The sequence below is a fragment of the Spiroplasma endosymbiont of Ammophila pubescens genome (assembly GCF_964020965.1).
Classification (GTDB): Bacteria; Bacillota_I; Bacilli_A; order Mycoplasmatales; family Mycoplasmataceae; genus Spiroplasma.
On record NZ_OZ026611.1, the window covers coordinates 1,072,277 to 1,084,106 of the forward strand.

Here is an 11,830-nt window from a genome sequence, read left to right on the forward strand (position 1 = left end):
TTTTAATAATATAATAATGTTATGAAAAGGAGAAAAAAATATTATGTATGATAAAAAAAGCAAGGTTATTGTTAAAATAACAAATATCACGCCGTTCGGTGCTTTTTGTGAATTAAAAAATGCAGCTGGTTTAATTCATATTAGTGAATTTTCTGATTTCTTTGTTCGAGATATTCGAGAATTTGTTAATGTTGGTGACAATGTTGAAGTAGAAGTTCTTGATTTTGACCCCGTTAAAAAACATGTCAAATTAAGTTACAAAAATTGCCGTCCAGAATTATTGAAAAAGGACAATAATCCAACGGAAGAAACACTGCCAAATTCAGAATCATTACCTAATAAGAATGATTTATTATCAAAATAAATAAACTAGTAAAAAGTAGTTTGAAACTACTTTTTATTTTGCTAAATTTAATTGTTTTTATAACTGGTTTGTTTACTACTAATTTTATTTTGCGTGTAAATTGTAAATGCAAGTGCAACAAATCTATTAATTAAATATTAACATAAAATAATAACTAAAAAAATAAAATTACAAATAAAACCAAAATTTTAAATAATAAAAAACTTCTAAATCCAAAAGATTTTTTTGTTATTAAATATGATATAATTAAGTAAATTAGTGAGGTGATAAATATATGAATTCAACAAAATTTTCTAAATATTTAGAAATTTCACCAATAGAAGCTAATAAAATTGAAATGGCAATTTTATTTTTATTAAATGCTGCATTTGAAAAAAATAAAAAAATTTATAAAATGCATATTTTCAAATTTCTTTCATTTTTAGAATGAACAGCAGCTAAAGAATTTTCAAATCACTTTTTTTATTAGATTTTACAGCATGAGAAAATGGACCAGTTCCTTATAGTTTTATGAAATATATTGACGAAAATAATGGAACTTTTTCTTATTTTACATATAAAAAATTAAACAATGAAAATAAAGATGAGCCTTGAAAAATATTATTTAGTTTTAAAAATACATCGCCTACTTATTTTAAAGATTATTTTAACTGAAAATATTTTTCTGACAAAGAAAAAGAATTATTATATAAAGCAACAGAATGAGTATTAAGTTTTAAAACAACTAAAGAATTAAGTAACGATTCTCATAAAAAAATGAAATCATGAGAACTAGTTTGAAATAAATCTGTTTCAGAAAATAAAAAAAATGAATTTTTTGATTTTAGTTATGAAATAGGAATTTTCAAAAACAGATGAAGAATATGATCATATACAAAAAAATATATAAAATATCAGGAAAACAAAAAAATGGATTATAATGGTAATTTAGTTTCTGTTTTTATTGATAATTATGACCCATCTGTTGATTATATTACAAATGAACCTAAAAAATCTTTATATGTACCTTTATTTTTTGATGGTTATTATTATCACCTTATAAGATTAACTACACAAATTCCTACCAAAGATGAAAAAAATACATTGAAATCCCATCAAAACCAGAAACTGAATTAAATAAAAAATATTATGCTAGATTAGATAGAAAAGAAAATGAAATTATTAAATTAAAAAAAGATAGAATTTCACAATATAAAATAATAATTTGTTCAAAAATAAATACATTTTATAGAAAACAAATATTAATTAAATGTTTAACTTCTCCTCATATGCAACCTATTTATTATGAATTTTTAAATAAAGAAATTAAAAAAATTTTAATTTAAATATATTCTAAGTTTTTTTGAATTAAATTTATAAATAAACTTTTAGCTGAATTTCAATTTAAACACTGTTGTGGTCGCTCATTAATAATATTAACTACTTCAGACATCGTGTAAGTGAAGTGCAACAAATCAACTCAAAAAGGAGTTAATTTTTTATTGAAAAGAAACATTATTTTATTTTGCGGTCCTTAGTAACTAAGTATGGAAAAGATATTGTTATTAATACTGTCAATAAGATAGTAATTAATAATGTAAAAGAAAATGAATAAATTATCCGCGTAATTTATTAGCGGTAATTTATTCGATATTGTTTATTTTGAGCGTAGCGAACACGCGAAGCGTGCCGCGCAAGCTAAATTTCTAGGAGAAATTAAGTTATGCCAGTATGGTTAACATGAATATTTAGTATTGTTATTATTTTAGGAATTCTTGCTTGAATTGGTTTATCGATTTATCAAAAAATTCGTCAAATTCAAGGAAAGAAAAAAGATAAAAAAGAAATTAAAAATAAGGAGGATAAAGAATGATGTTAGGGATGTATTTAACAACAGCTGTTAATTTTCTAGCTACAGATACTCCTACTATTTCAGGTGGAATGGATTCTATTTGAAGTGGTTTGGGACAAGCAATGATGAAAGTTAAAGATGCTGTTTATGCTGTGTTACCATAATTAATGACCTTTTTAGGTGATGCGTGAATTATTTTAATTCCATTTGGTATTTTTGTTATTGTTAAGATATTAAACTTTTTCCGTGTTATGGTTAAGGGATTTTAGTATTAAAAAACTAAGGCACACTAGTTTATTCATTTTTTATTAATTTATTTTATATAACTATTACTTTAAAACTTAATAGTATTTTTCAGTGTGCCAATTTTTACTATTTTTCATATTTAACAATGTTATTAACATTGTTAAATAAACATTAAATAAACAATATATTAGCATTATGTATAACATTGTTAATAATCAATGTTTTTATCAATAAATAAACAATATATAAACATTAAATATAACATTGTTTATTAAACAAACATTTAGTTAGGAGATGATAAGTAATGATTAATTATTTTGAATATAAATGTGAAACTTGTTTTAATGATATGAAAAGATTACGATTTGATGAATTTTATTGTTTAAATTGTTATGAAGGAGTTGAAAAAATTGAGTAGTTTTGTTAAGAAAAATCAAAATATAGAAAATTATTTTATTAGCAAGGAACTTATTCCTTTTGAAACAGATAAAGCAAGTTTTATAAATTTACCTAATCATAATCGCCATATTGGTTTTTGATTGAGTAATAAATTTATTTATTCGAGTGAAAAACATTCTGATCAAGTAGCTATTGGTTTGATTTATGATAATTCTTATCCTATTGTAAAATATGATGAAAATTTAAAATGTAATATTTGAAAGTATTTAACTGGAACAGAATTAATTAATTTGTATAATCAATATAAACAAAATTATTTTATACAAATGAAAAAATCATTATTCCCTGCTGAACCTCAAAAAGTAAAAACAAATAACAATAATAATTTAACAAATTGAACTGTTGAAAAAGACCAAGAATTAATTAATGATTTGAAAGATTTAAATTAAATGAGTTTATATAATTATTTAGTTCAATTTGTAAGTTATATTATTGGTTTAAATGCTCCCGATTTTATATATGGTTATATCGTTTGTATTATTTATCGTTTTATTTTTTGGAATGTTTTTTAAACTTATTCAAAAAATGTGGAGTTTTTAAAAATGCAAAATAATTGAGAAAAATTAAAAGAGTTTTTTATTCATGTCTTTTTGTTTATAGATAAAACAAATGTTGAAAATATTACAACTTTAAATTTAACACAAAATGAATATTTAACTTTGATGGTTAGTGTTTGAATTGTAATTTTGTTTTTAACTTGGTTTTTATTGTGAATGGTTTTTAAAATAGTTAGTTTTTTTAAATAATTAAATTTTGTTATTATTATGGTTTTCTCTCCCCACAAAATTTTAAAATCTTTTTTTGAATATATATATTCATTATGAATGCAGTAATTATTAATATAAATAATGTTGTAAAAAATATTTCTTTTGCATTTATTTGACTAATATTCTTAAATATTCATTCTACAAAATTAATTGTAGTAATTAATTTTCCGATAGGATTAATTAAAAAGTTTATAATTTCAATAATAGGCAATAATATTGAAATTATTTTTAAAATTTTCTTAATTTTTATCACTCTTCTTTTTGATTTGTGGTGAGATAAAACCATAATAATATTAGTTTAATTGTAAATAACTATTGGAGGTAAAATGAAAAAGTTTATATTTTTTCTAAAAAATTATTGTTATATTAGCGGTTCAATGATTTTGTTTAGTTTAATTGATTTATTATTTTGAATTATTTCTTTAAATTACACCGGCTTAGTATTTTGACTATTATTTGTTTTACAATGTGTATATTTTGTATGATGAGTTTGAAAAAACATATTTTATCAGTTAAATGCATTTAGGTTAGTTGATTTTGTTTGAGATAACCCTTTGTCAGTTATCATTGGTAAGTTATGAACAGGTAAAACATTACTTTTAATTTATTTGTCTCAGTCTATGAAATTATTAACAGATGAAATTTATAGTAATTATCCATTAGAAGATGACAAGGTTAAAGTTTTAACATTTAAAAATTTGGATTTTACTGATCTAACAAAACCAGTTCCTCCAGATGATAGTGTTATTTTATTTGATGAAAGTTATTTATATATTGATGGAACTAGTCCGCACGATGAGAAAAAAGTTCATAGTGGTAAAATTCCGTGAATTGTTTTAGCAAGACATTTTGGACATCGTGCTTTGTTTACTGCTCAGCGTGAGGATATGATTTGAAACAATATTAGGCAATTAGCAAGTGGTATTATTATTCCAATTTCACTTAAAAAACCAATTGTTAAAAAAGGATTTAATATTTTTAATCGTTTTTTTATTATGCGAATTGGTATTTTTCAAGATATTACTGATTATGAAATTTGAAAAACTGAGTCTGTTAAAAGAACAGCAGAAGGTAAACGTGCAAAACATAGATCTGATGTCGGATTAGGAATTCGGTTTTTTAAGATAATTATTCCGCTTGAATTTGCTAATAAATACGATAGTTATTGATTAAGTTTTGTTCGTGATTTGAAAAACGATGAGGTTTTTAATAAAAAAGAATACTTTTGAAAAGATATATCAAAATTAAATAATAAACAACGCTTAGAATTATTTGATATTGATATTTTGAAAAAGAATTTAAAACCTAAAAAAGAAAAAGTAAGTGGTAAAAATAATTAATTTATTATCAGAAAGTAGTAATTGAGACAAAATTTTTAGTTTTATTTTTGATACTTTTTTATTTGTTTTTGATGTGATTTGAAATACTAAATTACCAATGACAAATATAACGATTTAGGTTCAACAGTTAAAAGCGGTGTTATTAATAGTTCTAAACTATACGGTGCTACTGTTCGGGGTGTTTCTAGTACTAAACAAGATATACAAAAACATATTAAAGATCGTAAACAATTTAAAATTAATCGTAATAAACAACAATTATCAAGTTTAGCAAAACAAGCAAAAACAAAAGAACAAGGATATCGAAGGGTGAATAAATAATGATTAGATTAGTTTTATTAGTTGCGGCAATCGTTATATTTGGAACCGGATTTATTACGGTTATTATTAATCAGTTGACATCAGCAAAAAATATTATTATGGATTTATATAATTCTGATACTTTTTTACTTTCTTTGTTTGGCAAAATGGCAATTTTGTTTAGTCATCCGTTAATGTTAACAATATCAAGTTTATATATAGTTGGGTTTATTGTTTCAAAAACATTCTATAGTTAGGAGTTGAGTTTATGGATAATAAAAATGAAAAGAAACATAAAAATGGTTTATTTATTTCTTGGATTGATTTAATTTTGTATCTTATTATAAGTTTTTCATTAACGCTTGTATGTGTCTTAGATACAGTTTCAACTATTGATGAATTAAAAGAGAAATATGCTGGTATAAATTTTTATATAATTTATGGTTTATGATTTGATATATTATGATATATTTTAGTAATTCATTATTTTTATGGTTATCTATTTAATCAAATTATCAAATTAATAAAAGAAAATAAAAAAGAAAAGGTGGTAAAAAATAATGCGTAAGTCATTATCTTTATTTGCAATATTTATTTTGGGTATTTTAGGTTTAATTATTCCTTTTATTACTTTAACAGCATTTAAACCATTACATCAGCAAAATTATACTGTTAATCAACAAATAACGGGAATGAATGAAACTGATTTTATTAATACAATGTTTTTATGCAGTAGTTTTTTTGAAAATTGATCAGAAACAAATTACTTTATTAATCCGACTTTAAAAACATCAAAATCATTAACTTATAATGATAAGTGATATTTAGATTTTTTAAAGGATAGCTATTCAACGGGAATTTCATTTGATAAACCTGGTTATGAGTTTATGGATTTATATAAAAATTGAGATGTTTATGCTAAACAATATAGTATTGATAAATTTTATGATGTTGATAAAAAACAATTTTTAAAAGAATTAACTAATTTTGTTTATTCTTTTAAAAATAAATATAATTTAACTAAAATACTAAATAAATTAAAAACAAATATAAATGATTTACAATTAGTTAATTTAATTGAAGATAATTGAAAATTAATTGACAGTAAAGATATTGATAGAAATAGTAAAAAATATTATATTGGACTTTATGGAACTACTAGCAATTGATGATTTTTTAATCCAAAAAAAGGAAAAGAAATAGGAGAATTATCATTATTTTATAAATGTAAAATAATTTATCGTTGAGATGGCGTTGATGAACCACAAACACCAACTATTAATAAAAACACTGGTGAAATTATAGATTGAAGTGTTGAAAATCAAAATAAAGTTAAAGATTTTTTAAATAAGTACTTAGATGTTATTATCCAAGAAAAAATTAGAATTCAGCAATGTGGTAATCCCAATTATGATGATCCAAATTTGGGTAGTCAAAGAATAATATTTGATTTTGAAATTATTAATAATTTAAATAAGTCTAGTATTGGTACTATTTTAACTAAAAAATCAATTTATCGAATGATTTTAACGATTGATGAACGAAAAAATATTATTGCTGGGAGTTTAGAGTTAACACATCTTAAGCAATATTGAAGTGGATATGATTATAATAATTATCGGTATACTGATGATTTAGGTTTTTTATTTTCTTTTATGAAAGATAAGGAAAATACATTTAATTTTAGTGCTGAAACATATAATTATTATCATGGTAATACTCCTAATACTGGTAAAGAGATTTTTGAACAGATGAAAGGTCAAATTGATATTAATAAATTTTTAAAAGCATTTTTTGCTCATGCTTTAGTTCCAGTATTTCAAAATCGTAGTAATTTTATTGAAAGTGGATATATTGATAATTTACAATATGATACGGTTTTAATTAACTTTTTTGGTTTAAAATTAGTTAATTTTACAGATGTTTTAATTGAGGAAAGCAATATTAATAAAACTTAATTTGAAAAATTATTAAATAGTATGTTTACGGTTTCTCAAAATTTTTATAAAGATTATTTACGAACAATTTTTGATTTAGAAAATAATACTTATGCGCAAGGATATAATAAAAAATATGGTTTATTAGCGAATAATGGTTTTAAAATTTATCTGCGTTATTTTTATTTTTCTGATAAATATAATCAGTTAGATTTTAAAATGTATTCTGCTTATAAAAATCGGTTTTATAACACAAATTATGGTAATGTGTTTAACTATGATTTTTCTGTTGCAAATGATTATAATATTAATCAAAATGAGGGTTATGTTTTTGAAGGTGCTTTAAAAAACAAATATGGTTTAAAATATAAAAAAATTGAAGAACAAAAAATCGGTTATAATGTTTTTGAATTACAAGCCCAAAAAGAAAATGATATGTATCGTTATTATGACTTTAATTTTGGGATTTATAATTGACAAGAAATTAATAACGGTGGATTATTCCCTGATAGTCAATGATGACAAGCACAATATGAAAGTTGTAGTTGATATAATTTAGCGTGTCATATCAGAAATGTGGCAATTTGAATAGTTAATAATATTCCTGGTATAAAACAAGTAAACGAATTAGCGAGTGGTGTTGATAAAATTTTTCAAACAATATATAGTTTTTTTAGTCAAACATTTGAGGTATGAAAATTTAGTCCAGCACTATATAATACAATAACAAATATATTTTTATTAATTATTTTTATGAAATTTGTGCGATTAATATAAAAAGGACTTGTTAGTCCTTTTATTCTTTTCAATCTGTAATTTCACGATTATTAGGATTAATTGTTGGTATTTGTAGTTCACCAACTCCATCTCAACGATAAAAAATTGGTTTATATTTAGATTTATTAATATTTTGCAAATTATTTAAAACTTTTAATCTAACTGTATATCCTTTCCATACAGGATCAGTTTCACTAATTCTTCAAATATTTTTATCACCATCATCTAAAATTATAACAGCTCATTTATTATTTAAATTTAAAAATTCTTTTTTATCAATTAATTTTCAATTACTATTTTCTGGTGGTTTTTGTGGTTCTGTTGTAGGTTCTGGTTTATTACCTCCGCCGTTTTCATTATTATTTAGTTTTTCACAACTAATTAATGTTGTTGTGCTTGTTGCAGTTAATCCAATTGCTCCTAAAATACTAAGTAAATTTTTCATATTTGTTCCTTCTTTTTTTATCAAATTCTATTGACATTATATATATATAAGCATTTTTAAATATGTTTTAGAAACGATACATACTTATTATGGTTATGATTGTTTAAAAAAGTTTGAAGTTTTATAAAAATTATTTTAAATGATATGATTATACTATATTTTTTAAAAAAAATGAGGTGAATTAATGAAATATATTATTAATAACTCTAATTTAGGCGATTTACAAGCAAAATTGCAAGATTTTTTAAGTAAAAATTGTCAAAATAAATATTATAAAAGAATAAAAAAGAAAATATTTGCATATATTAATTTATGTAAGGAGTTTTTTTAAAAACTAAGTTGTTGTTAAAAGACTTGATTAAAAAATATTTTAAAAATAAATTTTCAACTTTTTATTACTGAGCAAATAAAATTTTACTTGCATATGCAAATAATAATTTTGAAGATTTATTATTAAAATCAACAGTTCCTAATAATATTAATTATCAATATAGTAATGATGTTCGTGAAAATATCTGCGATTTATATTTTGAATATTGTGATAAACACGCTGGGGGTGTTTTATCTTTGTATTATAATTTAAAAAAAAGAATTCATGGCGAAGAATTAAAAAATAAAGCACCTAAAAATTTAAAAACATTTTTTCGTTGACTTAAAAAAGATAAGTGTTGATTAAAAATAAAAAATAAAATTAAAGAAATTAAAAGAAAACATCCAAGATATGAAGTTAAAGAATTAGGATTATTACAAATGGATGCAAAATATTTTATGCCAAGTAAATTTTCGGTTGATAAAAAGTATTATGTTTATGATTTTATTGATGAAAGAATGAGAGGAGTATTTGGTTATATTTATGATAAATTAAGCACTGAGAATGCTATTGATGCTGTTAAAAGAGCAATCAGTGATTTTAAAAAATATTTGGTATTAAAATAACACGAATTAGAACTGATAACGGTTCTGAATTTATTAATAGTCATCGGAATAACCAAAAAAGTACTGTTAAAGAAACTACTTTTACTCAATTTTTAACAGATAAAAATATTTTACATCAAACAACACCTGTTTGTTCTCCGCAGTCAAACGGTAAGATTGAAATATTTCATCAAAATTATACTAAGTTATTTGTATTTGAAGAAAAAATATTGGATGCAGTTAGTTTACAAAATAAACTAAATGATTATTATTATTATTATTATTATTATTTTTATAATTTTGAAAGAGTACATAAATCTTTAAATTTTCAGACACCATTTGAATTTTTAAATAATTTAACTAAATAATTTCAAATTTATAAAGTTTTATTAAAACTATTTTTTAGTGTGTTAATTTTTTATATATGTATCATTTTTAATAATGTTTTTATATTTTAAATTATATATTTTATTATTTTTTCTTTGTTTTCTTGCAATCTCCAAAATGTGTGTGGTATACTACAATTCAAAATAAAACAATAATAAATTTACTTTTACAAAAAATCAAAAACCTTGAAATAAAATTAATCAAAAGATAAGAAACCAATAATTATTCTGAAAAGGAATAATTATTTTTTATAAATAGTAAAATTTCACAAAGTGGTCAAGCTGTAACACTTAAAAATAAACAAAGTGGGAGGATATCTGTAAGGTTAATCAACTAATTAAATTAATACTACATGGGGCAGAAGAGTAGTCGTAAGTGATTAACTAAACCACACCTAAGGGAAACTCTACCTAAATGAGAAAAAGTTAATAAAGTTATCTAACAAATAACTAGTGAAATTAAAAGAAAAGAAAAAGAATAAGAAGGTTAATTAATTTCTCTCTTTCTATCGATAAAAATAATGTAATAAAACTGCTGACAAATTATTTTAAGCAGTATAAAATTTTACTATCATGCAATGATGATTAAAAAGGAATATAAGTATGTTAAATATTTTTAATAGTTTTAAAGATATAAACTTTGTTGAAGAAGTAAATATCGATGTTAATTTAATAGGAAAACAAAAAATGAAAGAAAAATATGAAAACATTGATCAAGAATTAAGAGAGCAAAACCGTAATGGAAAAAATGGTTATATTTTGTGAGGGAAAAAGAATAAAATGATAAAAACTCCCTTTGGCAATATTATAATTAAAGCTTCCAGATTTGGTTATCGTGATAAAAAAGATAATAAATTCAAAACAACAACTTTATTAAATAAAAAAATTGGTTTAAAAAATAATCAAACAATTATTTTAAGTGTTAAAATAGAACTTTGAAAATTAATGGATAGTACTAAAAGACAAAGAGATATTATGGATATGTACCCAAAATTAAATATATCAAAGATGACAATCACAAACATTAATAAGGAAATTGATTTTGCTAAATTATTTAAAGAACAATTAAAAACAAAGACTGAAAAAATAATTGTCCAAACACCATATTTGTATGCTGGAGTTGACGATTCTTTTAGTAATTTAACAAAATATAGAAAAATAGAAAAAAATATGTTTAGAACAGCATATTTTCATACTGGGTATGATGAAATAAAAAGCACTAAAAATAAAAATGTTCTAAAAGATAAAAAAATTTTTATTGTTATGAAATCAGTAAAAAATAAATACTATCTTATTAAAAAATATAAAAAAGAATTTTTACATTTTTTAAATCAAAATTTTAATATTGAAAATTGTAAGTTAACGCTAACAGGTGATGGAGCAAAATGAATCCAAAAATTTGCGAATGAAATTGGTGCAATTTTTATTTTAGATCAATTTCATTTAATGAAAGAATTAAAAACAATATTTCCTTATTGAAGAAGAAAACTTACTAAAAATTTAACCGATAATGAAAAAATAAGAAAACAAATTTATTGAGATATGAATAAATTATTTAAAAATGACGATCCGGATGAAGCAATAAAATATTTAAAAAAAATTAATTACAAGAAAAAATATTAAAGAATATCCATTTTTAAAAGATAAAAAAGATAAAATCAATGGTTTCATTAAATATATCAAAAATAATTCTGAGGGTATTAAAGTTTATAAAGAAAATTGATATATTGGGTCTTGTACTGAACCACAAATTTCGCATAATGTCAAATGATTAAAATGATATGGTGCTAAATCATATAGTGAAAAAGTTTTTAAAAATATGATTGCATTGAAAATGGCAAAAGAAAATGGTGTTAATTTAATTGAGTTTTATCTTAATAAATTAAACAAAAAAAATGAAAAAGAATATAATTATTATTTTAAAAATGAAGATAAGTATAATCAGCAATTTTTAATAAATAAAAATGTTGCTCACCAAGCACAATGTTTTGTCTAAAATTTAAAGTAAAAATCAATAATTTAAAATAAATTTATTAAATAATTTGCGAATTATTATTTTTTGT

General features: G+C 21.7%; 16 protein-coding genes and 3 pseudogenes. 17 read left to right on the plus strand and 2 right to left on the minus strand.

Annotation, left to right across the window (positions count from 1 at the left end; all coding sequences use genetic code 4):
• Positions 1 to 43 precede the first annotated feature (43 nt).
• From ABNT63_RS06865 to ABNT63_RS06875, 3 genes are all read left to right on the plus strand, one after another.
• On the plus strand, positions 44 to 364 hold the full coding sequence (locus tag ABNT63_RS06865) for a S1 RNA-binding domain-containing protein (RefSeq protein ID WP_348735057.1): 321 nt from the start codon (positions 44 to 46) through the stop codon (positions 362 to 364).
• A gap of 274 nt (positions 365 to 638) precedes the next feature.
• On the plus strand, positions 639 to 833 hold the full coding sequence (locus ABNT63_RS06870) for a hypothetical protein (RefSeq protein ID WP_348735058.1): 195 nt from the start codon (positions 639 to 641) through the stop codon (positions 831 to 833).
• A gap of 41 nt (positions 834 to 874) precedes the next feature.
• On the plus strand, positions 875 to 1,480 hold the full coding sequence (locus ABNT63_RS06875) for a hypothetical protein (protein ID WP_348735059.1): 606 nt from the start codon (positions 875 to 877) through the stop codon (positions 1,478 to 1,480).
• A gap of 205 nt (positions 1,481 to 1,685) precedes the next feature.
• Here ABNT63_RS06875 and ABNT63_RS11380 read toward each other — a convergent pair.
• A pseudogene (locus ABNT63_RS11380) lies at positions 1,686 to 1,790 on the minus strand (IS30 family transposase); the annotation flags it as partial.
• 276 nt (positions 1,791 to 2,066) lie between these two features.
• Here ABNT63_RS11380 and ABNT63_RS06880 point away from each other — a divergent pair.
• The 9 genes and pseudogenes from ABNT63_RS06880 to ABNT63_RS06920 all read left to right on the plus strand — a co-directional run bounded on the left by ABNT63_RS06880 (position 2,067) and on the right by ABNT63_RS06920 (position 8,021).
• The gene (locus tag ABNT63_RS06880) at positions 2,067 to 2,222 is read left to right on the plus strand and encodes a hypothetical protein (protein WP_348735060.1); all 156 of its coding nucleotides are present in this window, start codon (positions 2,067 to 2,069) and stop codon (positions 2,220 to 2,222) included.
• Complete coding sequence (locus tag ABNT63_RS06885) at positions 2,216 to 2,359, plus strand: hypothetical protein (protein ID WP_348735061.1); 144 nt, start codon at positions 2,216 to 2,218, stop codon at positions 2,357 to 2,359. The genes ABNT63_RS06880 and ABNT63_RS06885 overlap by 7 nt, the downstream gene beginning before the upstream one ends.
• A gap of 492 nt (positions 2,360 to 2,851) precedes the next feature.
• Positions 2,852 to 3,289, plus strand: coding sequence for a DUF3627 domain-containing protein (locus ABNT63_RS06890; RefSeq protein ID WP_348735062.1), 438 nt, complete (start codon positions 2,852 to 2,854; stop codon positions 3,287 to 3,289).
• A gap of 153 nt (positions 3,290 to 3,442) precedes the next feature.
• Positions 3,443 to 3,646 carry a DUF2649 family protein gene (locus ABNT63_RS06895; RefSeq protein WP_348735063.1) on the plus strand — a complete coding sequence of 68 codons (204 nt, stop codon included), beginning with the start codon at positions 3,443 to 3,445 and terminating at the stop codon, positions 3,644 to 3,646.
• Positions 3,647 to 3,993: 347 nt separating this feature from the next.
• A complete protein-coding gene (locus ABNT63_RS06900; RefSeq protein ID WP_348735064.1) occupies positions 3,994 to 5,007 on the plus strand; it encodes a hypothetical protein in 1,014 nt (337 codons plus the stop codon).
• Positions 5,000 to 5,328 (plus strand): annotated as a pseudogene (locus tag ABNT63_RS06905) (hypothetical protein). Before ABNT63_RS06900 ends, ABNT63_RS06905 begins: the two are co-directional and overlap by 8 nt.
• Complete coding sequence (locus ABNT63_RS06910) at positions 5,328 to 5,564, plus strand: hypothetical protein (RefSeq protein ID WP_348735065.1); 237 nt, start codon at positions 5,328 to 5,330, stop codon at positions 5,562 to 5,564. The pseudogene ABNT63_RS06905 and the gene ABNT63_RS06910 overlap by 1 nt, the downstream one beginning before the upstream one ends.
• An 11-nt stretch (positions 5,565 to 5,575) precedes the next feature.
• Entirely contained in the window at positions 5,576 to 5,875 is a 300-nt protein-coding gene (locus ABNT63_RS06915) for a hypothetical protein (RefSeq protein WP_348735066.1), read from the plus strand.
• Positions 5,868 to 8,021 (plus strand): annotated as a pseudogene (locus ABNT63_RS06920) (spiroplasma phage ORF1-like family protein). Before ABNT63_RS06915 ends, ABNT63_RS06920 begins: the two are co-directional and overlap by 8 nt.
• A 19-nt stretch (positions 8,022 to 8,040) precedes the next feature.
• Here ABNT63_RS06920 and ABNT63_RS06925 read toward each other — a convergent pair.
• Positions 8,041 to 8,466: a lipoprotein gene (locus ABNT63_RS06925; RefSeq protein ID WP_348735067.1), complete on the minus strand. Its 426-nt coding sequence runs from the start codon at positions 8,464 to 8,466 to the stop codon at positions 8,041 to 8,043.
• Positions 8,467 to 8,650: 184 nt separating this feature from the next.
• Here ABNT63_RS06925 and ABNT63_RS06930 point away from each other — a divergent pair, with 184 nt between their 5' ends.
• The 5 genes from ABNT63_RS06930 to ABNT63_RS06950 all read left to right on the plus strand — a co-directional run bounded on the left by ABNT63_RS06930 (position 8,651) and on the right by ABNT63_RS06950 (position 11,763).
• Positions 8,651 to 8,797 carry a hypothetical protein gene (locus ABNT63_RS06930; RefSeq protein WP_348735068.1) on the plus strand — a complete coding sequence of 49 codons (147 nt, stop codon included), beginning with the start codon at positions 8,651 to 8,653 and terminating at the stop codon, positions 8,795 to 8,797.
• Between the two features lie 11 nt (positions 8,798 to 8,808).
• Positions 8,809 to 9,402, plus strand: coding sequence for a hypothetical protein (locus ABNT63_RS06935; RefSeq protein ID WP_348735069.1), 594 nt, complete (start codon positions 8,809 to 8,811; stop codon positions 9,400 to 9,402).
• Positions 9,403 to 9,611: 209 nt separating this feature from the next.
• Positions 9,612 to 9,749 carry a hypothetical protein gene (locus ABNT63_RS06940; RefSeq protein WP_348735070.1) on the plus strand — a complete coding sequence of 46 codons (138 nt, stop codon included), beginning with the start codon at positions 9,612 to 9,614 and terminating at the stop codon, positions 9,747 to 9,749.
• Positions 9,750 to 10,370: 621 nt separating this feature from the next.
• Entirely contained in the window at positions 10,371 to 11,390 is a 1,020-nt protein-coding gene (locus tag ABNT63_RS06945; protein ID WP_348735071.1) for an Mbov_0401 family ICE element transposase-like protein, read from the plus strand.
• A gap of 196 nt (positions 11,391 to 11,586) precedes the next feature.
• Positions 11,587 to 11,763: a hypothetical protein gene (locus tag ABNT63_RS06950; RefSeq protein WP_348735072.1), complete on the plus strand. Its 177-nt coding sequence runs from the start codon at positions 11,587 to 11,589 to the stop codon at positions 11,761 to 11,763.
• Positions 11,764 to 11,830: the final 67 nt, after the last annotated feature.